23 protein-coding genes are annotated in these 23,933 nt (G+C 41.7%); 15 read left to right on the top strand and 8 right to left on the bottom strand.

Going from position 1 to position 23,933, the window contains the following annotated elements:
* Positions 1-144: 144 nt before the first annotated feature.
* Complete coding sequence (locus RMX89_RS01970; protein WP_322687723.1) at positions 145-2,118, top strand: ATP-binding protein; 1,974 nt, start codon at positions 145-147, stop codon at positions 2,116-2,118.
* Positions 2,119-2,404: 286 nt separating this feature from the next.
* Here RMX89_RS01970 and RMX89_RS01965 read toward each other — a convergent pair whose 3' ends face one another.
* The 3 genes from RMX89_RS01965 to RMX89_RS01955 all read right to left on the bottom strand — a co-directional run bounded on the left by RMX89_RS01965 (position 2,405) and on the right by RMX89_RS01955 (position 4,108).
* The gene (locus tag RMX89_RS01965; protein ID WP_322687722.1) at positions 2,405-2,827 is read right to left on the bottom strand and encodes a hypothetical protein; all 423 of its coding nucleotides are present in this window, start codon (positions 2,825-2,827) and stop codon (positions 2,405-2,407) included.
* A 291-nt stretch (positions 2,828-3,118) separates the two neighbouring features.
* On the bottom strand, positions 3,119-3,787 hold the full coding sequence (locus tag RMX89_RS01960) for a (2Fe-2S) ferredoxin domain-containing protein (protein ID WP_322686659.1): 669 nt from the start codon (positions 3,785-3,787) through the stop codon (positions 3,119-3,121).
* A gap of 63 nt (positions 3,788-3,850) precedes the next feature.
* Positions 3,851-4,108, bottom strand: coding sequence for an Asr1405/Asl0597 family protein (locus tag RMX89_RS01955; RefSeq protein WP_322669777.1), 258 nt, complete (start codon positions 4,106-4,108; stop codon positions 3,851-3,853).
* A gap of 454 nt (positions 4,109-4,562) precedes the next feature.
* Between RMX89_RS01955 and RMX89_RS01950 the strand changes: the two genes are divergently transcribed.
* The 7 genes from RMX89_RS01950 to nblB all read left to right on the top strand — a co-directional run bounded on the left by RMX89_RS01950 (position 4,563) and on the right by nblB (position 13,469).
* On the top strand, positions 4,563-5,117 hold the full coding sequence (locus RMX89_RS01950) for a Dps family protein (protein ID WP_322669776.1): 555 nt from the start codon (positions 4,563-4,565) through the stop codon (positions 5,115-5,117).
* A 610-nt stretch (positions 5,118-5,727) separates the two neighbouring features.
* The gene (gene carB, locus RMX89_RS01945) at positions 5,728-8,985 is read left to right on the top strand and encodes a carbamoyl-phosphate synthase large subunit (protein ID WP_322686661.1); all 3,258 of its coding nucleotides are present in this window, start codon (positions 5,728-5,730) and stop codon (positions 8,983-8,985) included.
* 637 nt (positions 8,986-9,622) lie between these two features.
* The gene (locus tag RMX89_RS01940) at positions 9,623-10,579 is read left to right on the top strand and encodes an RNA polymerase sigma factor, RpoD/SigA family (protein WP_322686662.1); all 957 of its coding nucleotides are present in this window, start codon (positions 9,623-9,625) and stop codon (positions 10,577-10,579) included.
* 237 nt (positions 10,580-10,816) lie between these two features.
* Complete coding sequence (locus RMX89_RS01935) at positions 10,817-11,161, top strand: DUF760 domain-containing protein (RefSeq protein WP_322687721.1); 345 nt, start codon at positions 10,817-10,819, stop codon at positions 11,159-11,161.
* Positions 11,162-11,693: 532 nt separating this feature from the next.
* The gene (gene mutT, locus RMX89_RS01930) at positions 11,694-12,110 is read left to right on the top strand and encodes an 8-oxo-dGTP diphosphatase MutT (RefSeq protein WP_322686731.1); all 417 of its coding nucleotides are present in this window, start codon (positions 11,694-11,696) and stop codon (positions 12,108-12,110) included.
* A gap of 162 nt (positions 12,111-12,272) precedes the next feature.
* Positions 12,273-12,737, top strand: coding sequence for a CBS domain-containing protein (locus RMX89_RS01925; protein WP_322687720.1), 465 nt, complete (start codon positions 12,273-12,275; stop codon positions 12,735-12,737).
* Between the two features lie 66 nt (positions 12,738-12,803).
* Positions 12,804-13,469 carry a phycobilisome degradation protein NblB gene (gene nblB / locus RMX89_RS01920; RefSeq protein ID WP_322687719.1) on the top strand — a complete coding sequence of 222 codons (666 nt, stop codon included), beginning with the start codon at positions 12,804-12,806 and terminating at the stop codon, positions 13,467-13,469.
* A gap of 262 nt (positions 13,470-13,731) precedes the next feature.
* Here nblB and RMX89_RS01915 read toward each other — a convergent pair whose 3' ends face one another.
* Together RMX89_RS01915 and RMX89_RS01910 are read right to left on the bottom strand one after the other, a co-directional pair.
* The gene (locus RMX89_RS01915; RefSeq protein ID WP_322687718.1) at positions 13,732-14,397 is read right to left on the bottom strand and encodes a PEP-CTERM sorting domain-containing protein; all 666 of its coding nucleotides are present in this window, start codon (positions 14,395-14,397) and stop codon (positions 13,732-13,734) included.
* Positions 14,398-14,945: 548 nt separating this feature from the next.
* On the bottom strand, positions 14,946-15,464 hold the full coding sequence (locus RMX89_RS01910) for a DUF456 domain-containing protein (protein ID WP_322687717.1): 519 nt from the start codon (positions 15,462-15,464) through the stop codon (positions 14,946-14,948).
* A 337-nt stretch (positions 15,465-15,801) separates the two neighbouring features.
* Here RMX89_RS01910 and RMX89_RS01905 point away from each other — a divergent pair, with 337 nt between their 5' ends.
* Positions 15,802-16,716, top strand: a complete 915-nt coding sequence (locus tag RMX89_RS01905) for a M48 family metallopeptidase (protein WP_322687716.1) — start codon at positions 15,802-15,804, stop codon at positions 16,714-16,716.
* 111 nt (positions 16,717-16,827) lie between these two features.
* Here RMX89_RS01905 and RMX89_RS01900 read toward each other — a convergent pair whose 3' ends face one another.
* Together RMX89_RS01900 and rpaB are read right to left on the bottom strand one after the other, a co-directional pair.
* Positions 16,828-17,478, bottom strand: coding sequence for a cofactor assembly of complex C subunit B (locus RMX89_RS01900; protein ID WP_322669766.1), 651 nt, complete (start codon positions 17,476-17,478; stop codon positions 16,828-16,830).
* Between the two features lie 228 nt (positions 17,479-17,706).
* Complete coding sequence (gene rpaB / locus RMX89_RS01895) at positions 17,707-18,435, bottom strand: response regulator transcription factor RpaB (protein WP_292866575.1); 729 nt, start codon at positions 18,433-18,435, stop codon at positions 17,707-17,709.
* 171 nt (positions 18,436-18,606) lie between these two features.
* Here rpaB and radA point away from each other — a divergent pair, with 171 nt between their 5' ends.
* From radA to RMX89_RS01880, 3 genes are all read left to right on the top strand, one after another.
* Positions 18,607-20,136: a DNA repair protein RadA gene (gene radA, locus RMX89_RS01890; protein ID WP_322669765.1), complete on the top strand. Its 1,530-nt coding sequence runs from the start codon at positions 18,607-18,609 to the stop codon at positions 20,134-20,136.
* 194 nt (positions 20,137-20,330) lie between these two features.
* Positions 20,331-21,101 carry a Uma2 family endonuclease gene (locus tag RMX89_RS01885; protein ID WP_322687715.1) on the top strand — a complete coding sequence of 257 codons (771 nt, stop codon included), beginning with the start codon at positions 20,331-20,333 and terminating at the stop codon, positions 21,099-21,101.
* A gap of 272 nt (positions 21,102-21,373) precedes the next feature.
* Positions 21,374-21,649: a hypothetical protein gene (locus RMX89_RS01880; RefSeq protein WP_322686669.1), complete on the top strand. Its 276-nt coding sequence runs from the start codon at positions 21,374-21,376 to the stop codon at positions 21,647-21,649.
* Between the two features lie 82 nt (positions 21,650-21,731).
* Here the strand turns inward: RMX89_RS01880 and RMX89_RS01875 are convergent, their stop codons facing one another.
* Positions 21,732-22,016, bottom strand: a complete 285-nt coding sequence (locus RMX89_RS01875) for a hypothetical protein (protein ID WP_322686670.1) — start codon at positions 22,014-22,016, stop codon at positions 21,732-21,734.
* Positions 22,017-22,217: 201 nt separating this feature from the next.
* Between RMX89_RS01875 and RMX89_RS01870 the strand changes: the two genes are divergently transcribed.
* The 3 genes from RMX89_RS01870 to RMX89_RS01860 all read left to right on the top strand — a co-directional run.
* The gene (locus tag RMX89_RS01870) at positions 22,218-22,442 is read left to right on the top strand and encodes a hypothetical protein (protein WP_322686671.1); all 225 of its coding nucleotides are present in this window, start codon (positions 22,218-22,220) and stop codon (positions 22,440-22,442) included.
* On the top strand, positions 22,442-22,681 hold the full coding sequence (locus RMX89_RS01865; RefSeq protein WP_322687763.1) for a type II toxin-antitoxin system HicA family toxin: 240 nt from the start codon (positions 22,442-22,444) through the stop codon (positions 22,679-22,681). Before RMX89_RS01870 ends, RMX89_RS01865 begins: the two co-directional genes overlap by 1 nt.
* 70 nt (positions 22,682-22,751) lie before the next feature.
* Positions 22,752-23,933 (top strand): serine/threonine-protein kinase (locus RMX89_RS01860; RefSeq protein WP_322687714.1); only part of this gene is annotated, 1,182 nt, incomplete at its 3' end.

Here is a 23,933-nt window from a genome sequence, read left to right as displayed (position 1 = left end):
GTCGAGCCTCAGAAGGTCAACGTTGAGCCTCAGAAGGTCAACGCATAAAAACTATCTCGAAAAAGTTTAGTAAATTCCGAAATACATTTTGTATATTTGGTAGTTCTGTTTATAGACATTAACGCCTCAAAATTAAATCTTGTTATGAATACCCAAGACAAGCCCAAGAGTTTACAAGATATTGTTAAGCAACGTCAACAATCAAATTTTGTCGGTCGTGAAGACCAAATAAACCGATTTCGCCAAAATTTAGCATTACCAGTAGAAGATAATCGCCATTGTTTTCTGTTTAACGTTTCTGGTCAAGGCGGAGTTGGTAAAACTACCTTGCTGCGGCAGTTTCGGAAAATTGCTGACGAAGCAAAAATGATTTCGGCTTACATCGATGAAGTTGAAAAAACTATACCAGAGGTTATGGGTCGTATAGCTGAAGAGTTAGAACAGCAAGGTTACAAACTAACGCAGTTTAGCGATCGCTACAAAGTTTACTGCCAAAAGTGCCAAGAATTAGAAACAGATCCAGAAGCTCCTCAAGGTTTTTCCGCTTTTGTTGGGAAAACTATGGTAAAAACTGGCGTGCATCTGGCGCGTCGAGTTCCCGTTGGCGGTGCTGTATTTGACTTTGTAGATGAGGATGCTTTGGCCACCCAAGCCGGCGAATGGGCGTCTTATGTTGCAAAGAAAATTACAAATAAAGATGAGGTACATTTAGTTAAAGAACCTAAAGAAGTTCTGACCCCGCTATTTTTGCAAGATATTTCTAAAATTGCTGATAAAACTCCTGTTGTCCTGTTTTTCGATACCTCAGAACGCACCGGAGAATTCCTAGAGAACTGGCTACGGGAAATTTTTGAGAACCAGCACGGTAAAGTCTCTGCCAATATATTAATGATCGTTGCCAGTCGGCAAGAATTAGATAAAAATGACTGGGCATCCTACGAAGGATTAATAGTTCGTTTGCCTCTAGAACCGTTTACAGAAGAAGAAGCCAAACAATACCTAATTCACAAAGGCATTACAGACAATCGCATTGTTGAAGTGATTTTAAACGTTTCTGGAAACTTACCCCTGCTAATGGAAATGTTAGCAGATGCTCATCCCAATCACCCCAACCAGGTAATTGAGCCTAGCAGTAGTGCTGTAAAAAACTTTTTAAAATGGATTGACGATCCCAAACGGCGACAAGTGGTGCTTGATGCTGCCATTCCTCGGTGCTTGAACCGGGATGTTATAGCCAAATTAAGAACGGAAGAAGAAGCTGATGAGCTATTTTCTTGGTTGAAAGAAACATCTTTTATCAACGAACGTAGCAACGGCTGGGTTTATCATGATGTCGTCAAAACCCAAATGTTATGCCACAAACGCCTTTCATCACCGCAAGGTTGGGCTGACATACATGGTAAGTTGGCTCAATATTATGACAGCCTGCGGAACGATTTGCAATTGGATGAAGATAACAAACAGCGCGATCCTAGCTGGCAAAGTCACACTTTAAATGTTTTGTACCATAAATTATGTCAGTCACCGCAAAGGAATTTACTAGTAGCTCTGAATGAATTTCTTGCTATCCTCAAAAATCAACCCACTTTTGCCCAACAATATGCAAAAACAATGTTTCAGGCTGGTAAAGATGGGGATTCTGCTGAAGTTCAGTATTGGGGTAAGCAATTAGCAAATGGGTTAAAAGCTTATGAGGAAAAACGCTATGAAGATGCTAGATATAATCGTGCTTTAGTCTACTTAGCCCTTAACCAACCACACAAAGCACAAACTGTCTTAGTACCCGCTATCAAGCTGGCTACAGAACATTGCAAAAAAGATGCTAAAGACTGGCGTAATACTTTTAATTTAGCCCTTTACTATTTGGCTGCTCAATACACTCAACAAGCAAACGATTTGTATCGCTATGCCTTATCAAAAGGTGCTTCCTCAGAATCTATTGGTAAAGCTATCCAAGACCTAAATGACTTTTTAATTGTCTTCCCTGACCATCTGCAAGCTACATCCATCCGACAGTTGTTGCTATTTTGTCTAACTAAGTCATGTAATTTGCAACCTACTCTCCAGAAAACCCACAAGTCCCAACAAGAAACTGCTAATCAATTTCCTCTCTCATAATGCAAGTCCATTTGAGTGGACTTGCATTATGAGCCTGGGATTTCAACCTCTGGCACAGAAACGGGTAAGCGCAATATCTCAGCCTACTTGCATTCGAGAGACTGGCGGCTGAACGCAATTACATAAAAATGTTAAGCGAATTTTCCTTTCTTATGAGAAAGTGTTGCGATCGCTCAATGTAATTCTGTATTAAATGAGACACTACGCATAGCTTGCTTCACATTAAGAGACATAATCCAAAATTTAAAATTCAGAATGATATCAGCCAGCTAAAAACGGGATTTGTCTAAATCCACTCAAATCCCTTTGTGGCTAAAAATTCTTTAGCTGGTTCCAAAATATCTTTGCTTAAAATCAGTTTGACTTTTGGAGAACCAAGATATAAGCGAAAACGCTCAATAAATAGTTGGTTAGCAGGTTCAATCTTGCTAATGGCACTCCAGGGAATCAACAACGGCGTAAGTCCAAAGCTAAACAACGGGAAAATACTCAGATAAATCCCTTGAGAATTTGTACCAACATTTAAAGTTCCTTTGTAATACACTAAACCCACAGAACCGCTTTGCATTCGGGAGAAGTTTTGTGGCTGCGCTTCTTGGGTGCTGTAGAGTTTAGCGAGGCGATTCCAGTCATGACGGAATACAAAAATCATGACTATCGTAGAAAATGTCCAAAAAACGATGTATATCCACTGCGGGGTGTGTGGCATTTGTTTTTAAGTCATTGATGATTGACGCTTCCACTGTAAGCGATGTCTAACAACAAGCCTCAGTGCGTCTACGTACTCACCAATCAATCACATTCCCTTGAATCTTTTTAAATTATCGAACCATCCCAATTAAAAATTGCTTAATAAAAATCCTTTTCATTCAAAAAACTGGCCTTAATTAAAGCCAGTTTTTTGATTTTATTACAAACTTCTAGCGGGCTTTACAGCCGAGTCTTAACGGAACACACTTGAGAAGATATTATTAAGCTTTTTCATCGAAATGTCAAGATTTTATGAATTTTTTCCCCAAAGCTTGCCATTAGATATCACTACTTCCCTTAAATTCTCAGGCTGCGCTGATAAACTCTTGTCACCAAAATGCTTATCCATTAACGCTGGAACCTGTGCAGCTTGAATTCGACTATGGCGGGTTTTATCTGGCATTACTAAATTCGGCCCGGCTTTACAGTTCTTCATACAACCAGTGCCCTTGATTGTAACTTGGTCTTCTAAACCGCGATCGCTTAAAGCTGCCTCCAACGCCTGACAAACTCCTTTGCCACCGCGTTTCATACAATCAGACTTTTGACACACCAAAATAGTGGCTTTAGCCTTAGCTGGCTTTACCTTAACATTATCAATCGATGGGGGTTCTTGGACTGGTGCGATCGTTTGAATTGTTGCTGTTTCAGAACGCGCCGCCATCACACGTTCAGCTTTGAGTGTAACTTTGTCTTTTTTTATATCGTATTCTCTATAACCAACAACTTGTAGCCAAGTACCTGCTGGTAGCCGCAAATCAAAAGCAGCCCGTAAGTGTTTAGCGAGTTTAACGTAGCATTCACCCTCATGAGTACTTAGCAGTAAACCTTTTAGCTTATAGCCGTCTTTAATAACAAAATCTATAAATCTGCCCTCAAGGCAAAATTTTGATACTTCCATATTGTGAGATGCACCCATTTTTTAACCTCCTTTTTACTAAAACAAGCTGTCAAGCGAGATATTCTCAGCAGTAGCAAAAAATTAGAACTGTTGATAGCGACTTTTCCAGCAACACTCAAGAGTCCAAATTTGGTCTTGACGAGAGGCTGTAAATCGCCGTACTACACTCCAAAGTTGAACAGCCGCAGTCGGATTGCTAATTTCAACTTTTAATGGCTGGTTAGTCGCACAACTACAGGGAATGTCTAACTCCTCTAAGCGTTGATAGACTTGCCAGCGGTCTACCCAATTCACCTCTACAAGGTGGTTTATTTCTATTTCTGAACTATACGATTTCAAGAGAATTGCCCTCAAAGTGCAACAAACTTGTAGTAACTACGGCCATTTAACTTCCTGCTTTTTGAAAATCTTAGTAGTCTAGCCTCTTAAAACCAGCATACCTTAAGTGCAAACAATTCTCATTAATTTTGGAAAAAAAATATAATTCTTGCAATCCCCCAATGAGGGAGATGAGGGGGATGACGAGGAATATTAAGCCAAGGAGGCATTTACTCCTCCATCTCCCCTCCTCCCTTCGGGATGGATGCACACTTAAATTTTCATGTCAACAGTAATGAGAAATATACACAACTTGATGAGCGTGCCATAATCTAGCAAACAATAAACTTAAGACTTTTAGTAAACAAAAATACAAAATATTGTGATGGCAAATTGGCTTGCTATTATTGTGAAAATGTTAATATGTAAAGAATAAGCAGTTAAAATCTATAATTGCTAAATAGCGAGGAGAACAATGTCTGAAACGCAAACTTTGTTACGGAATTTTGGTCATGTATATGACAATCCTGTGTTACTGGATCGCAGTGTAACTGCTCCAGTAACAGAAGGATTTAACGTTGTATTAGCTAGTTTCCAGGCACTGTACTTGCAGTACCAAAAGCATCATTTTGTAGTTGAAGGCTCAGAATTTTACTCTCTGCATGAGTTTTTTAACGAAAGCTACAACCAAGTACAAGACCACGTTCATGAAATTGGAGAACGTTTAGATGGACTGGGTGGTGTGCCAGTAGCTACCTTCAGCAAATTAGCAGAATTAACCTGTTTTGAGCAAGAATCTGAAGGCGTATATTCCTCTCGCCAAATGGTGGAAAACGATCTAGCTGCCGAACAAGCAATCATTGGCGTAATTCGTCGCCAAGCTGCTCAGGCAGAGAGTTTAGGCGATCGAGGTACGCGCTATCTGTACGAAAAGATTTTGTTGAAAACTGAGGAACGTGCGTATCATTTATCTCACTTCCTCGCCAAAGACAGCTTAACTTTAGGGTTTGTCCAAGCAGCTCAAAGCTAAAATTCTCATAATCTAGATTTGTCTACCAAGACTGAAAAAAAGTTGGTAGCACCAACTATTAAAATAATATAAAAAATGGCAGAGAATGGTATCCCTATTTCTCTGCCATTTTTAATTTAAGTAAACATATTTATATAATATTTAATATTGAAAATATTTAGCAATTAGCTAGTTAAAATAAATTTTTATTTAAATAATTTCTTTGTATATAAATAAGCAGACAGATATACACCAAAATAAATCATCATTTATTGCAAGTTTCATCAGATTAAATAATAAAGATTCGCAAAAGGTTTAGAAATTTGAGCATGATAATTAAATAAAATTAGAAATACAAAATAATCATTGGGCATTGGGCATTGGGCATTGGGCATTGGGCATTGGGCATGGGGCATGGGGCATGGGGAAGAGACAAGGTAGACAAGAAAAAAGGAAAAGACTTGTTCAATAATTCCCCCTTGTCCCCTTGTCTCCCCTGCTCCCCTGCTCCCCTACTCCCCCACTCCTTCCTGTCATCAAACTTAGAAAACTTAATAATAAAAAGCACCATAGGGGGTAAAGACCCTTAAAATGATCAGGATTTCTATTCTCGTATTCCAAGGCAACGACTATGCCCCGCCGTGACGACCTCCAGAAGATTCTACTGTTAGGTTCTGGTCCAATTGTGATCGGACAAGCCTGTGAGTTTGACTACTCTGGCACTCAAGCCTGCAAAGCGCTCCGAGAAGAAGGCTATGAAGTGGTTTTGGTCAACTCCAACCCTGCAACGATTATGACCGACCCGGAAACGGCCGATCGCACTTACATTGAGCCGTTGACACCGGAATTGGTCGAAAAAGTCATCGAAAAAGAACGCCCCGATGCTCTCCTACCAACGATGGGAGGACAAACCGCGCTCAACATCGCCGTTGCTTTAGCCAAAAATGGGGTGCTGGAAAAGTACGGCGTTGAGTTAATCGGCGCTAAACTCCCAGCGATCGAAAAAGCTGAAGATCGAAAACTTTTTGGTGAAGCAATGGCAAGGATTGGGGTAGCCGTATGTCCCAGTGGCACAGCCGAATCTTTAGAAGAAGCCAAAGCTGTTGCCCGTCAAATTGGTAGTTATCCCCTAATTATTCGTCCAGCTTTCACAATGGGTGGAAGTGGCGGCGGCATTGCCTACAACCAAGAAGAATTTGAAGAAATGGCACAGGTAGGTATAGATGCCAGCCCTGTTTCGCAAATTCTCATTGACCAGTCTTTACTCGGCTGGAAAGAATATGAACTCGAAGTGATGCGTGACTTGGCAGATAACGTGGTGATTATCTGCTCCATCGAGAACCTTGACCCTATGGGCATCCACACCGGAGACTCTATTACCGTCGCTCCCGCGCAAACCCTTACTGATAAAGAATATCAAAGGCTGCGGGATATGGCAATTAAAATCATCCGCGAGATCGGTGTGGAAACTGGCGGTTCTAATATTCAATTTGCCATCAATCCAGTTAATGGCGATGTGGTTGTAATTGAGATGAACCCGCGCGTTTCCCGCAGTTCGGCTTTATCTTCCAAAGCCACGGGTTTCCCGATCGCCAAAATGGCCGCAAAATTGGCTGTGGGTTACACCTTGGATGAAATTAAAAATGACATCACCAAGAAAACTCCCGCGTCCTTTGAGCCGACAATTGACTATGTGGTGACAAAAATTCCCCGCTTTGCCTTTGAAAAGTTCCCTGGTTCTGACGCAGTGCTGACAACCCAAATGAAATCAGTTGGAGAAGCAATGGCAATTGGGCGCACATTCAATGAATCCTTCCAAAAGGCACTGCGATCGCTCGAAACCGGACGCGCTGGTTGGGGTTGCGATGGAGCCGAAAAATTACCCAGTGGCGAACAAATTCGCGCCCAACTGCGAACACCTAACCCCGATCGCATTTTCTCCGTGCGCCATGCCTTGCAACTAGGGATTAGTGCTGAGGAAATCTACGAACTGACTGGTATTGACCCCTGGTTCCTAGATAAATTTCAGCAATTGCTAGATGTCGAGAAATTCCTCAAACGGACACCTTTGCAGCAATTGACAAAAGAGCAACTTTATGAAGTGAAACGGGACGGATATAGCGATCGCCAAATTGCCTATGCCACCAAAACCACCGAAGATGAAGTTCGCGCCTACCGCAAACAACTAGGAATCATCCCAGTTTACAAAACAGTGGATACCTGCGCTGCTGAGTTTGAAGCGTTTACTCCCTACTACTATTCTACCTACGAAGAAGAAACAGAGGTTTTGCCTGTAACCAAGCCAAAAGTGTTGATTTTGGGTGGTGGCCCCAACCGCATTGGACAAGGAATTGAGTTTGACTATTGTTGTTGTCACGCCGCCTATGCTTTGAAGGATGCGGGGTATGAGACAATTATGGTCAACTCTAACCCAGAGACAGTTTCGACAGACTACGATACCAGCGATCGCCTTTACTTTGAGCCGTTAACAAAAGAAGATGTTCTTAACATCATTGAAACTGAAAATCCAGTCGGGGTAATTGTCCAGTTTGGCGGACAAACGCCGCTAAAGTTGGCTATTCCTTTACAAGAGTTTCTTAACAATGACGCATCAGGACTGCTCACTAAAATTTGGGGAACATCGCCAGATTCCATCGACATGGCAGAAAACCGGGAGCGGTTTGAAAAGATTCTCCAACAGTTGAATATTTCCCAACCACCTAATGGTATTGCGCGGAGTTACGAAGATGCGCTGATTGTCGCCAAACGTATTGGCTATCCAGTGGTGGTGCGTCCCAGCTATGTGTTGGGGGGACGGGCGATGGAAATCGTTTATTCCGATTCTGAGTTGGAACGCTACATGACCTTTGCGGTACTCGTAGAACCAGAACATCCGATTTTAATTGATAAGTTTTTGGAAAACGCGATTGAAGTCGATGTCGATGCGATCGCCGACCATACAGGAAGAGTGGTAATTGGCGGTATTATGGAACACATTGAGCAAGCAGGGATTCACTCAGGAGATTCTGCTTGTTCCTTACCTTCCATTTCCCTATCACCAGCAGTTCTCAATCAGATTCGTACTTGGACGATACAGCTAGCACAAGCATTGTCAGTCGTAGGGTTGATGAATATTCAATTTGCCGTTGTCGGTGCAAGCAGCTATTCTCCCCAAGTTTACATTTTAGAAGCCAATCCCCGCGCTTCTCGCACAGTGCCATTTGTATCTAAAGCTACGGGCGTACAGCTAGCGAAACTAGCATCCTTAATTATGTCGGGTAAAACCTTAGAGGAGCTAAATTTTACAGAGGAAGTCATTCCCATACATATTGCTGTAAAAGAAGCTGTATTACCCTTTAATAAATTCCCAGGAACTGATACAATATTGGGCCCAGAAATGAGATCCACTGGTGAGGTGATGGGGATTGACAGTGACTTTGGCCGTGCCTTTGCCAAAGCGGAGATGGGTGCTGGGGAGCGTTTACCGCTAACGGGAACTGTATTTGTATCAATGAGCGATCGCGATAAAGCTGCTGCAAGTGGTGTGGTCAAGGAATTTATCGATTTGGGCTTTACAGTGATGGCTACCCTTGGTACACGCCGAGTTCTTCTGGAGCAGGGGTTAAATATTGAATTAGTCTTAAAACTCCATGAAGGTCGTCCCCACGTCCTAGATGCGATCAAAAACCAGAAAATCCAACTTATTATCAACACACCATCAGGGGAAGAAGCCCAGACTGATGCTAGGTTAATCCGCCGCACAGCCTTAGCTTACAAAATTCCCATCATTACTACCATCGCTGGTGCAAAAGCTACTGTCGCCGCTATCCGTTCCTTACAAAATACGACTTTGGATGTAAAAACTATCCAAGAGTACTGCCCTCTTTAGAGAGTAGGAAAGCAGGGAAGTAAAAGAGCAGGAAGCAGACTTGCCGTGAGTGTAGCCGAACGGGAGCAGGGGAGCAGGGGAGACAAGGGGAATAACTACACCCAATGCCCCATGCCCCATGCGCAATTCCCGATTTACAATTCCCAATTGCCAGAAAAATTAAACAATTGTTAGAAGAGAATGAATATAGTTCTCATTGAGATACTTTAACAAATATGAGGAAAATTATTTGAATCAGATCGTTTCTTAAATTGACTTTTAGTCAACCTTCAGATAGAGACCAACATTCAATGAACTGGAAAAACCAGGAAATTTCATGTCGCCATCTAGCCAAAATATTCTCAGAAATGTTACAATTGTTAATAGGACTTTCATAAAAAATGTTTAAAAAGCAACCTTTTATCTAACTGTAGATACTTGTGAAAAATAGAAAATAACTGTAGTTTTAGCAGTTAAGAAGCCTAAATTTGATTATTATGAGCAGCCGACGACGACTTTCTCAGGCGCGTAAGTTGCAAACCATAGTACGGGTTCCCAGTCTGACTGGGTAGAACCTTAATAAATAAAGAAAGCTAAAGAAAGCATCTATCCCTTAATGACCCTACCGCCAACCCCATCATTACCAAAGAGTAGCGCCATGAAGACCGCTCAGACAGCCACAGACCTCGTGCGGACTTACCTGCGTGAGATTGGCCGTGTGCCACTTTTAACCCACGAGGAAGAGATTTTCTATGGTAAACAAGTGCAACGTTCCTGCGCTTTGCACGAATCAAGGGAATCTCTTGCCACCCAGCTAGGTTATCAACCGACTCTAGAAGAGTGGGCCAAAGCAACAAACCTAGAACCAGCAGAGTTGAACGAAGCGATCGCAGATGGTGAAATTGCCAAGCGCAAGATGGTAGAAGCCAATTTGCGGCTGGTAGTCTCCGTTGCCAAAAAATACATCAAGCGCAACGTCGATTTACTGGACTTGATCCAAGAAGGTAGTATTGGTATGCAACGGGGCGTAGAAAAGTTTGACCCCACCAAAGGGTACAGATTTTCTACTTATGCCTATTGGTGGATTCGGCAAGCTATTACTCGTGCTATAGCCGAAAAAGCTCGTACCATTCGGTTGCCGATCCATATCACCGAAAAATTAAATAAGATTAAAAAGGCACAGCGCCAATTGTCTCAAAAGTTGGGACGCGCTCCTACGGCTGGGGAGCTAGCTCAAGAATTAGAATTGACGCCCAAACAAGTGCGAGAGTATTTAGAAAAGGCGCGTTTGCCTCTTTCCTTGGATTTGCGGCTGGGTGATAACTACGACACCGAACTTGGAGAAATGCTGGAAGATCCAGGCGCTTCTCCCGAAGAGTTTGTTATGCAATCTTCCCTATCTTATGACTTAGATCGCTTGATGGGCGATCTCACGCCACAACAGAGGGAAGTAATCACACTGCGTTTTGGCTTAACTGATGGGCAAGCTCTGACTCTGGCTAGAATTGGTGAAATATTGAACATCAGTAGAGAACGAGTCCGACAAATTGAACGGGAAGCCTTAAGCAAACTTCGCAAGTCTAAAGCCAACATGGATGAATATTTGGCAAGTTAGTCATTTGTCATTAGTCATTTGTCATTAGTTGTTAACAAAGGACTAAAGACCAATGACTACTGACCAATTGGTGAGAAAATACGCTGACTTTGGTACGGTTACACCTACTTCCACTCTTACGCTAGGCTGTTACATTAGTTGACAGGAAGACAAAATAACTAAGTCAAATCCAAAACAAACATTTAATATTCAAATCACAAGCACCGCAGCTAATAGTGGTAGTTAAGGAGCTAAAAAATGAGTAACCCATCCAATCGTGTCTCAGAATTTTTTAATAGCGAAGCAGAAACTAACGATTTACTATGGCAGTACGTTAAATCCTTGAGTCCAGAGACAGTTACCCAGCTATCCAAACCCACGTCTGCCGAAGTCTTTCAGGTGATGGAACGAAATATTACAGGACTATTAGGTAATCTACCTTCAGAACACTTTGGTGTTACTGTCACCACAAATCGGGAAAATCTAGGTAGGCTTCTTGCTTCTGCGATGATTAGTGGTTATTTCTTACGTAACGCCGAACAGAGAATGAATTTTGAAATGGCCTTACAAGGATCTGATACCGACAACAGCGAAATTGACTAGAAATGTAAAATTTGGGAAATTCAATCAATAGTGTTGAACTGATAGCTAGTTATAGTTACAGCGATACGAGTTGAAAATAAGTCTCTGCGAAATCTTTACCGCTAATTTACGATTATACATCAGTTAAGTTTTTTAAAATATCCAAAATAGTGACGAATTCAGGTTGAAATTTAAACGCAGAGGAACGCGGAGTTTTTGATTCCGCTTCTCTGTGAACTCCTGTAATTTTGTGTTGATTCAATCAATTATTGATGTCAGGCTAGTTAGGTATAACTCCTGAATCTATGCAGAATACCGGAAAATTCCTTTCCTCTAGGCCTTTGCGGTCTTAATAAGAAGTTTTTAACCAGACACGATATTAGAGGTGTATTTGTAGATGATTAATGCACATTTGTGGATAAACGAACAGTGCTAAATGACTTTTGCAATAAATCTAAACTCGGCAGAGTTACAAGTAGTCTGCCGAGTTTTGTTATTAGTCAAGAATCAAAATTCAGGAATTCTTTCTCTACTCTCTACTCCCCATTCAATTATGAATGAAACCAGTTCTTTCCCACCCCATAAAATCATTGGTGTTGCAGTAATTTGGAATGACCAAAAGCAAATTTTGATTGACCGCCGTCGTCCAGAAGGAGCGATGGGTGGTTTGTGGGAATTTCCTGGTGGTAAAATAGAGCCTGGTGAAACCATCCAAGAATGTATTCAACGGGAAATTTCCGAAGAACTGGGAATAGTAATTGAAGTGGGAGAGCATCTGATTACTATTGACCACAGTTATACAAACTTGCGCGTTACCCTCACAGTACATCACTGCCGCCATCTTACAGGTATGCCCCAACCTTTAGAATCCGATGAAATTCGCTGGGTAACTTTGGAAGAACTGGAGCATTTTACTTTTCCGAAAGCAAATACTCAAATTATTGCTGCATTAAAAGTGACTGAGGACTAGCAAAGAAGCAGAGCGAGCAGGGGGAGACAAAGGGACAATGAGAATAACCATGTCCAATCTACCAATGACTAATCCCGTAACAATCTATTAATTGCATCAGGTTGAGTCCCGCAATTTTCTACAATAGGCGCAGGGACTTTGATTTAAGGTGTCAGCAAATAAATGCCTAAAACCGTTGCCGATGTGATGAGCCGCGATCCTATTGTTGTCCGGGAGGAAACTCCACTCAAGGAAGCTATCCAAATTCTCGCAGAACGCCATATCAGCGGACTACCTGTTGTGGACGATCTCGGTAAATTGGTAGGCATTATCTCGGAAACTGATTTGATGTGGCAAGAAACTGGTGTTACTCCACCTGCGTACATTATGTTTCTTGATAGTGTTATCTATTTAAAAAATCCTGCTACGTATGACCGTGATTTGCATAAGGCTTTAGGGCAAACCGTCGGGGAGGTGATGAGTAAAAACCCGATCGCTATTTCCCCTGATAAAACTTTAAAAGAAGCAGCTACAATCATGCACGATCGCAGCGTTCACCGCTTGCCAGTACTTGATATTACAGGTCAAGTAATTGGTATCCTGACTCGTGGTGATGTTATTCGAGCTATGGCTGCTAGTCAAGATTAGTCAAAAGTAGAGACGCGATTAATCGCGTCTGTCTTTTTTATACATTTGAAAATCAAGGATAACTAAATGAGTATTACTCCGGAGTCTGTTAAGCAATTGCTCAGTTCTGAGGATTTAGGCGATCGCTTACGTGCTGTAAATCAAATCCGCGAATTGGAACCTGCGGTTGGCTTTGAATTAATTCAAAGTGCTATTGGCGATCGCAATTCCCGTGTTCGTTACTCAGCAGTGAGTCAAATGGATACACTTGGAACCCAAGATTTACAGTTATCCTTGGATATCTTGCGCGATCGCTTGCTTCATGACTCCGAAGTAGATGTACAAGCAGCAGCAGCAGACTGTTTAGGCGCTCTGAAGTTAAGTGAAGCTTTTGAAGATTTACAGCAGCTTTATCACACAACCGAGGAATGGCTAATACAATTCAGTATTATTGCTACATTAGGAGAGTTGGGCGATCCACGAGCCTTTGAACTACTCAAAGAGGCACTTTCATCAGAAAATGAATTAGTCCAAACTGCTGCTATTAGTTCTTTGGGTGACTTGGGAGATATACAAGCAGTTCCTCTGTTGGCTCCCTATGCTACCAATCCAGATTGGCAAATTCGTTACAGACTTGTACAAGCTTTGGCTCGTTTGGGTAATCCAGAAGCCAAATCTATATTAGAAACTCTGGCTAATGATGAAGTAGATGCGATCGCAAGCGAAGCGAAACAATCTTTGCAGTCAGTTTAAGTCTATCTAATACCAATTTGAAAAAAGAATGCGACAAATAGACTATTGTAGAGACGCGATGAATCGCGTCTTTACCTAAGAATGTGTTGCAATCATTAATTGAATTGGTATAAGGTTAAGAAAATTCACCATTCATATAGATTTATCTGACAGTATAAAAAATTCGACCTGGTTGGGAGAATTTGCATTCCAGCCAGATCGAATAGATTAATTAGAGTTACTTTTAGCAATTAAAGGTAACTTTTTTATATTTAGGATAGGACTATTGAATGGCACTTTTGCGGCGGCGAGACATAACCATGCCAGCACCAACTAAACCTAAACCTAGCATTGTGGTTGGTTCAGGAACGCTAACTGCTTCGAGAGTTAAGTGGTACTCGCTTGTTTTTCCATTAAGAGAAGCACCCAAATTGCCAATCCCAATAGTTTTTCCATTGAAATTAAATTTCCCCGTAATCCCATCCAATATTACGTCATTAATGTTGGTAGCCGATTTCCGAGTTCTGGTAACTACAGAATCATCTAGATCAAAGGTCAGAAGCGCAGTAGTACTACCCAAGGTTCGCGAACCGAAATTAATGAACGGGGTGTAAACGCCTGTAGAATATGTAGCTGTTGTGCTTGATACATTAGCTATCTTGGTTAAATTTAGAGTGTTAATGGTAATACCTGTGCCTGATAGGCTTGGTGAGAAGGCGGCAAAATCACCATCAGTATCAATACCATCAATATCGACAAATTTAATACTAGTATTAGCTGGATTGACTCCATCATTAGGAACGATAGATGTACCAGTAAGACCAATACTTCCGTTCAAGGTTACAGCTTGAGCCGAACCAGCAGATGTAAACACCCCAGCAGTAGCCAAGGGGATTGCAAAACTAGCAGCTAAAGTAGCGTTTAGTAATTTAGATTTAAAATTAATCATGAGTGTTTGAGAGTCCTAATAATAACCTGGAACAGAGAAATTGATTGCTTGACCTTTACTATCAGTAATCTATTTAAAATACTGTCAGTGAAAGCGAAACTTGCGTGATGTATTTCTTATCTCCATAAAATCACATAGACTTAGAACCTGCAATATTTACTGAGTGGTCTTCATCACATCTTCAATTAACAAATAGTCTTCATAAAATTTTAATTTCTTACATATCTGCGCTTCGTATATCTCTTACTCTCTAGGGTTGAAATTATTGGCAATAGCTCCAACTTCAAGAAAAATTGCTTGCGTAAATATACTTATAATAGTATATAAAAACACTCTTAGCAGCTAAACTCTATTTTAGATAAATGGAGTATGAAGTGTATCTATAATCTTTCTAGTTACTAAATATTTAGTGAAACGGTTCCTCTCATAGAATAAATGGGAGGAACCGCTGTATTTGTTTACTATAGATAGTCTTTTTGAATATTTGTAACAAATAGCTAGTTGCTAGCTATTATCTCTGTTCTCAAATCTGTCAGATTTTTTAAATGCTAAGAGCCATATACCTGTGGCCAGGTTGTGATAACAAAAACTACAACTGCGGCGATCGCTAACAATCCTTGAATCAAATTTCCAACCAAAGACCCAACTACAATTCCTATACCTGCTTTAACCGCTAACCCAAATTCACGTCGGTAAAGGTACTCACCAATAATTGCTCCCAAAAGCGGGCCTAGTAAAATTCCTAACAGTGGCCCCCCAAAAGGTAAAGTTGGCAATAATCCCAAAAATCCTACCACCAAACCAACAATTGCGCCAATTTGCCCCCACTTGCTAGCTCCAGCTTGTTTTGCTCCTACATAGCTAGCTAAAAAATCTACTCCGACACTGAGCAGTAAAACTATAATTGTCACAATTAGTGGAATCTTGATAGCTGCAAAAGAACTACTAACGATGCCCCAGACAATAATTGCAATTAAAATTAAACTGCTACCGGGAATGGCTGGAACTACAGCACCAATAATACCCACAACCATTACAGCAACTAATAGCCAATAAATAATCTGCATAGATTAATTGTAAATTTCCAAATTCTCTCATCGGGGCGCACATCTGTTATTGGTGTCAACTTAAGCTAGAAGCCTTTTCAAATCGCGTTTCCAGCGAAATGCTGCTCCTGGCGGCAGAGCCTCTAGGACGGCATTCCCAGTCGGAGACTAGAAACGAGACAACGAAACAATATCTAAAAGCTGGTTCTAGGCTGGCTTTCACGTTAAGTTGACACCAATGCACATCTGTAATCCCCTACTGTTTATTCTATCTGGGTAAGATAGCGAAAAATGCCTAGTACAATGTAGTGCAAGTTTGCCTAATGCTTCTAAACTGCTATTTAAAAGCTCAAAACCCATGACGAGAAAAATATTAACTGGACTAAGTTCGGAAGCCTACGAACACCCCTTCGATCGCAAAGCCTTGGCTTCTTTACAAAATATGCCTGGTGTCTCACTACTACTCAAAAAAATTAACGAATACGGTATTGATCGTTTACTTAGACTGCAAAGTCTTGGTAGTGAAATCAGAATTTCGCCCCGTAATTTTCCCGAATTACATCAAGCATTTGTAGAAACCTGCCAAATTCTTGATGTTGCTCCACTTCCTGAATTGTATCTATTTCGAGGCACAGGTCACATTCAAAGCTACATTGTTGGCGTGGAAAAACCCCTTGTCGGTATCAATTTAGATGCAATGGAGTGGCTTGGCGTAGATGAGTTGCTTTACATTTTCGGACATGAAGTCGCTCGCATCAAAAGTCAGCACATGGTTTATCACCAAATGGCAATTGTTATGCCAACTTTGAAAAATTTGTTGAGCAGTACCACACTCGGAGTCGGTGGCTTGGTAGCTGGCGGAATGGAACTAGGTTTGTATAATTGGCGAATGATGGCTAGATTCACTGCCGATCGGGCTGCAATGCTTGCTTGTCAGGATATTGACGTAGCAACTAGTACACTGATGAAACTTGCGGGTTTACCAGATGAGTACTTGACTAGTGCTGTAATTGAAGATTTTCTTATCCAAGCCCGTGAATTTGCATCCAATAACTTTGATAGCGTGGATAAAGTCACTAAAATATTAAGTTATACAGAGCCTGGGCTTTCTTGGATAGTTATGCGGGCTGGCGAATTATTAAAATGGGTTGATTCAGGAGCTTATGATAATTTAATTCAACAGACAAATTTAAATATCCCGGAAGAACCAGAAGAAAAAGAAGCAAAGACACCAGAAGAAAAGGAAGGTTGGAATTTTCTGACTTCTTGGTGACTTAATAATTCGTAATTCGTAATTAACTATAGATACAAGCAAGTTAATTTGAGTAGGAATTACAAATTACGAGTTATTGTCCCACATGACCAAGCTAAATTTTTACGTCACTTAGTTGGATAAAGTCGAGTCAAGAGTAACGGCTAATTTATCAGCAATTCCTGCAATCCAGTTTTCATCTTGTTTGGTGTAACTGCGAGGAGCATTTGCTCCCAAAATTAACGCACCTTGGTTGCCAATAGGTTGACAAATTACACCTTGAGTATTTTCTGGTAAATAATCAAATTCAACTCTACCTGGATATATTTTTAGAGCAACTAAATAAATCGGCTTTTGTTTTTCGAGTACCTGTTTTAAGATTACTCCTGGCACAACCTCAGATTTAGTACCCAGAATCCCGCGACGCAACAAAACTTTACCTTGATAAAAAACCACAAGCGATCGCGTTACTGTATTAGTCAACAATAAATGAGATGCCCAAGCTAGCTCTGTTTTTACGGCTTCGGGTAAATCTGGTGCGAGTACAAAACCTTCTTCTCCTATTAGTTCTACAGTATCAGGCGATCGCGGCTGAACTTGCTGCCAAATTAAACCTGTCAAAATTAACACCGCACTCAAAATCACGCCCACTACATCACCACGCGATTGAGATTGGGTTAATTCCGGTGTTAATAAACGGTTAATCAATAAAAGTACAGCGCCTAGACCACCTACAACAATGGGTAGACGCCGCAAAACTCGATTAGGATCGGGTTTAGTCATTTGTCATTTGTCATTTGTCATTTGTCATTTGTCATTTGTCATTTGTCATTGGGCATGGGGCATTGGGCATGGGGCATTGGGCATTGGGCATTGAGAAGAGACAAGGTAGACAAGGAAGAGGGGGGAGATAAGAAAAAGACTTGTTCAATAATTCCCCCTTGTCCCCCTTGTCCCTTTGTCCCCCCTGCCCCCTGCTCCCCTGCTCCCCTGCCCCCCTACCTCATCTCCTTACTCTTCCCCTGGTTCAATAATCCGCTGGAAAAGATAACCTGTACCCCGCGCGGTGAGAATCAATTCTGGGTTGCTAGGATCGTCTTCTAATTTTGCCCGCAAACGCGATATATGCACATCTACTACGCGGGTATCCACATGACGTTCTGGTGTATAACCCCAAACTTCCTGCAAAATTTCCGAACGAGAAAAAGCTTCTCCAGAGCGACTGACTAACAACTCTAACAAGCTGAACTCCATACCCGTCAATCGAATCCGCTCATCGCCTTTGTAGACTTGTCGCTTATTCGTATCGATTTTAATATTCGCGACATGAATTACCCCAGAACTGGGAATTCCAGAAGCACCGTTTTTATCTACTCGCCGCAACACCGAGCGAATCCGGGCTTCTAGCTCTTTGGGGGAAAATGGTTTAACTACATAGTCATCAGCACCCAATTCTAACCCGGTGATGCGATCGGCGACATCACCCAAAGCTGTTAGCATAATAATGGGGACATCTGATTCTTTTCGTAATTCTTGACATACACCATAGCCGTCTAACTTTGGCATCATTACATCTAAAACTACCAGGTCAGGCTCAGTTTTGCGAAAAGTATCCAAAGCTTCTTCCCCGTCGCCAGCGGTCACTACATCGTAGCCAATCATGGAAAGGCGTGTTTCCAAAATCCGGCGAATGCTGGCTTCGTCGTCTACCACCAAGATTTTTTCTTTATGGCTTTCCAAGTTTCTCTAGGCTCCTTGACTAAAAATTTACATGATTAATTTTTAATACCATAATATTAAGATATCATTCCATGAATTGATTTGGAAAAAGCTCTAAATACCACATATTATTAGTTTTTAGTTTTTTTCAAGAATTAAGTAAATATTAAGATTATTTAATAAGATTTAAGAATGGCAAAGCCAAAAACCTTTTTTGTTTGTAATGAATGTGGAGCAGAATCGCCCCAATGGTTTGGTAAGTGTCCAGCTTGCGGTACTTACAACTCTCTAGAAGAACAAATTTCGATTCAATCCTCAGTAGATGTACCCAGTCGGGGGGGAGTGAGTGGTTGGCAATCAACTCAAAGCAATGGCAAATCTCACGCTAAACCAGCTAAAGCGCGAGCCTCCTTAACATTTAACCAAATTACCGATCGCCAAATCGCTCGCTGGGAGTCTGGTTATGGAGAATTAGATCGAGTACTTGGCGGTGGGGTTGTCCCTGGCTCTATGGTGCTGATTGGTGGCGATCCAGGGATTGGTAAATCGACTTTATTGTTGCAAGTATCTAATCAATTAGCACAGAAATATCGCATCCTTTACGTAACCGGTGAAGAATCAGGACAGCAGGTAAAATTACGAGCTTCTCGGTTGGGAGTATCAAAACCCCTAAGTATGGTAAACGAGGAGAAGGTAACAGTAGTAGTAGAAGATACTACGATTTCTATAGACCCTGACAGTATAGGTGCAGATTTATATGTACTGCCAGAAACAGATTTAGAAGAAATTTTACGGGAAATAGACTCTCTCAAACCAAATGTGGCGGTAATTGATAGTATCCAAACAGTGTTTTTTCCAGCGCTGACTTCTGCACCAGGTTCAGTGGCTCAGGTACGAGAATGTACCGCAGCACTGATGAAGGTGGCGAAGCACGAAGATATTACCATGCTGATTGTGGGACACGTCACCAAAGAAGGAGCGATCGCTGGGCCTAAAGTTTTAGAACATTTAGTCGATACAGTGTTGTATTTTGAAGGCGATCGCTTTGCCTCGCATCGGTTATTACGGACAGTCAAAAACCGCTTCGGCGCAACTCACGAAATCGGTATCTTTGAAATGGTGACAGATGGATTGCGAGAAGTCTCCAACCCCTCAGAGCTATTTTTAGGCAACCGTGACGATCCCGCACCAGGTACTGCCATTGTCGTGGCTTGTGAAGGCACTCGCCCGATCGTTGTAGAATTGCAGGCTTTAGTGAGTCCTACCAGCTACCCTTCCCCTCGGCGTGCTGGAACTGGCGTAGACTACAACCGCTTAGTGCAAATTCTTGCCGTCTTAGAAAAACGGGTGGGAATTCCTATGTCCAAGTTAGATTCCTACGTTGCTTCTGCGGGTGGCTTGAATGTGGAAGAACCGGCAGTAGATTTGGGAATTGCGATCGCAATTGTAGCTAGTTTCCGCGATCGCATCGTTGATCCCGGCACAGTATTAATTGGTGAAGTTGGGTTAGGTGGACAAGTGCGATCGGTTTCCCAAATGGAACTAAGGTTGAAAGAAGCAGCTAAATTGGGATTTAAAAGAGCGATCGTCCCTAAAGGACAAAAATTCCCCGATCTTGATATCGAGATTTTACCCGTTGCCAAAGTAATAGATGCGATTATTGCCGCCATCCCGCATCAAGAATTGACAGCCGACGATTTAGAACCTGATGAAGATGAGTAACTATTGGGGACTAGGAAGATGAGGGAAATGAGGGAGCAGGGAAGAAGTTGCAGTAAGTTTTTCCCCTCTCCCCCTCTGCCCCTGTGCACCCCTGCCTTCTCTTTCCCAATGCCCAATGACGCCAGTCGCCTCAAGTCGGGAAACCCGCCCACAGCGCTGGCTCCCCAATGCCCAATCCTAAAGGAAAACCGATCATGACAGCCCTCACCCAAGACTACCAAATCACTTGGGAAAAACTACCCGATGATTACAAACTGCCAGATGATCCAGTGGATAACATCAACCAACCAGCCTTAGCTGCTGCACTTACAGAAAGCCTACAATTAGCCGGAAAAATTTCAGCTAACGCCCTAACAACAACTAATTACGGTATTTGTGCCACTTTAAACAACAAAATGGTCATTAAAGCTCCTGATTGGGCTTTCATTGCCAAAATTAATGTTAGTAGAGAAGAAGTAATACGCAGTTACACACCTCAATTACAGGGTGATATTCCCGTAATTGTGATGGAATTTATTTCCGATACACAGGAAACAGAATATTCTATCAAAGCAACATATCCCCCAGGAAAATGGTTTTTCTACGAGCGCATCTTAAAAGTACCAAACTATATTATCTTTGAGCCAGATAGCGGCAGTTTCGAGATGTATCGCTTGCAGAATACAGAACAATACATTTTGCAAGGGCCTGATGAAAATCAACTCTACTGGATAGCAGAAATGAATCTTTACCTTGGGGTGTGGCAAGGTACTCGTGAAAATCGCCCAGGAAATTGGTTACGGTGGTGGGATCAACAAGGAAACCTTTTACCTTGGGGTTCTGAGTTAGCCGAACAGGAACGCCAACGCGCCGAACAAGAACGACAACGTGCTGAACAAGAACGACAACGCGCCGAACAAGAACAACAACGCGCCCAACGACTAGCAGCACAATTGCGGGCGGCGGGAATTGAACCTAAAGATTAGACTTCTTGTAAATAATTTAGGATTGCTAGGTTTAGTTAAAAATTTGCTAAATCTAGCATTTTTTTATAGCAATAAAATCTTAAATAACTCGAATTAGACCTAATTTATTGACATTAAAATTTCGGAATTATTGATAGAAATTTTTGAATTAATAGTTAACAAGTATAATTTTATACATTAAAATGAAACCATGATAAAGGCGATCGCTCAATCCGGCAAAAGATGAATGCGATCGCCCTTATCGGCCCCCTTATCAGGAGATAAATACAATCATGGCACAAGAAGAAGATTCCGCCCAGTCAAAGTTAGAGCAGTTCTTAGGTGAATATTTAGATACACCTACTGTCAAACAATCAACTGAACAGCCATTTCCCAAGAGAGAACCGATTAAGCATATATTGATTGGTTCAACCAAAGCCGTTACCAGTACAATTCACTATTTGCAGGTAATTGGCTACGCCAGCGTAGGAGATTGGAGTCCACTGGTACCAACCGGCAACCCAGATGAGGTAATGAGTATTTTAATCCGGCAAATTTTGATGCAATAAAACCTAATTAGCTCCCCGACTTTTTAAAAAAGTCGGGGAGCTGAACAGTGCAAATTTTCACAAATCAGATAGGATTATTGGATTAATTTCTGTCTATTCCCATGTCCCTGTTTTCTGTCTCGTTGGATTCTTGCGCTTCATTAGCAATCATCCCATTGATGTAGGTAACAATTATCACTAATTCTCCAATTGCTTCCAGTTCAGCCTCTTCTTCTGGTGTTTGAGAATTAGCTGTTTTCTTATCAACAAGTTCTTGCATCCGATCTGACAATTCATCTGTAATTTTAAATAGATTAATATTACTAACTTTTTCAAGTCGAATTCCATTCTCTAGCCAGGATGAGGGTTTAGCTACTGCGATCACCATAAGTTTATTACAATTGAATACACTGCTTATTGTAGGCTCTATCAGCATTGCATAAAGTTGAGCTTCGGAAAAGAAGTCGTTGCAAATTAGGAACATAGTAATCTAAAAATGCGATCGCCATAAATTGATTACGATTGAATATACTGCTTATTGTACGCTCCATCAAAATCGTCTAAAATCTCGCTTGCCAAAGCCTTAGCGATGAAACAAATCAAAATTATTGTAGAAAAACATTCTAACGGTTATGTTGCCTACCCTCTGGGTATAAAAGGGGCGATCGTTGGTCAAGGTGACACCTATGAAGAAGCCTTAGCCGATATCAAGTCAGCTATTCGCTGCTACATTGAAATATTTGGCAAAGAAATGCTTGGAGATGACTCACCAATAATTGAGGCTTTTCTGACAGAAGCAGAGGTGGCTATTTAATACCGAAGTTTCCTGTTGATGCTCCAAAGAAGAGAGTTATCAAAGCATTTGAGTTTTTGAGATTTCGCATTGTTCGGGAACGTGAACATATTGTCATGATCCGAGAAAATGAAGATGGCTCGCAGACACCATTAGTAATGCCTAACCAATCTCAAATTAAATCAGGGACGTTAAGAGCAATTTGCAGTCAAGTAGGTATCTCACGGGACGAATTCTTAACAGCCTATGAGCAAAGTTGAGTAAAGATGCCAAAAACTGATATTTATGATGTGCAAAAATAAAATATCAGTAAAACTACGGTTTTGACCAATGGCGTGGAATCCAGGGCAGGAGTTATTTGGTAGTCGCTACATAATCGAGAGAAAATTGGGCGAAGGTGGAGTTGGTATTACCTATCTTGCGAAAAATCGACGCGGTGAATTGCGAGTCATCAAAACCCTCAGAGAACAAATCCTCAATCATCCTGACTGGATACCACATCAAGATAAATTACGGCATGACTTCCGGGATGAAGCTTTGCGACTGGCTTTATGTCGTCATCCTCATATTGTGCAGGTAGAAAATGTCTTTAATGAAGGTAATTTTCCCTGTATGGCGATGGAGTACATCGAAGGCGAAGATTTGGGGAAGCGAATCACCAACAAAGGGGCGTTACCGGAAGGGGAAGCACTGCAATATATTCGGCAAATTGGCGAAGCTTTGATATTGGTTCATGAGAAAGGCTTGCTGCATCGGGATTTGAAGCCGAGTAATATTATGATGCGTGCTGGTAAACCAGAAGCGGTGCTAATTGACTTTGGGCTTGCGAGACAATTTATTTCCGGTGCAGCTTTACAGCATACAGAGAGTGTTACTCATGGTTACGCGCCACCAGAACAATATGCACCCGTCGAACAACGGGGAGAATATATTGATGTTTACGCCTTCGCAGCTACATTATATTCTTTAGTGACTGGACAATTGCCTATGCCAGCACCAGCTAGGCTGCAAAATTTTACGCTACAAGCACCCAAGGAGTTGAATGGCAGTGTTAGCGACAAGGTGAATGAGGCAATTATGAAGGGGATGGCGTTAAATTATAAGTTTCGTCCCCAGTCTGTGCAGGAGTGGTTGGATTTGTTGGGTGCAAGTCCCATACCGCCAACACAACCAGTAATATCTCGTCCCAATACACGCCCATCTTGGGAATGCGTCCACATCATCCCAGGTATTTCTGGGAAAAAAGCCCTTAGCCCCAAGGGAGATATCTTAGCAAGTTTGGCAGGAAAAGTTATTCACTTGTTTTCATCAACTACAGGTCAACTTCTTCGCACCCTGGGTGATCATTCCGACTCGGTGAATTCCGTAGCTATCAGTAGCGATGGGCAAATACTGGCTAGTGGTAGTCGAGACAAGACTATCAAACTGTGGAATGTGGCAACAGGCAGAGAAATTCGCACCCTGAGTGGTCATTCCGACTGGGTTGGTTCCGTAGCTATCAGTAGAGATGGG

Origin of the sequence: Nostoc sp. DedSLP04, assembly GCF_034530775.1 — a bacterium.
Lineage (GTDB): Bacteria > Cyanobacteriota > Cyanobacteriia > Cyanobacteriales > Nostocaceae > Nostoc.
Note: the sequence above shows the minus strand (reverse complement) of the source record. Positions and strands in the feature narration are given on the sequence as shown.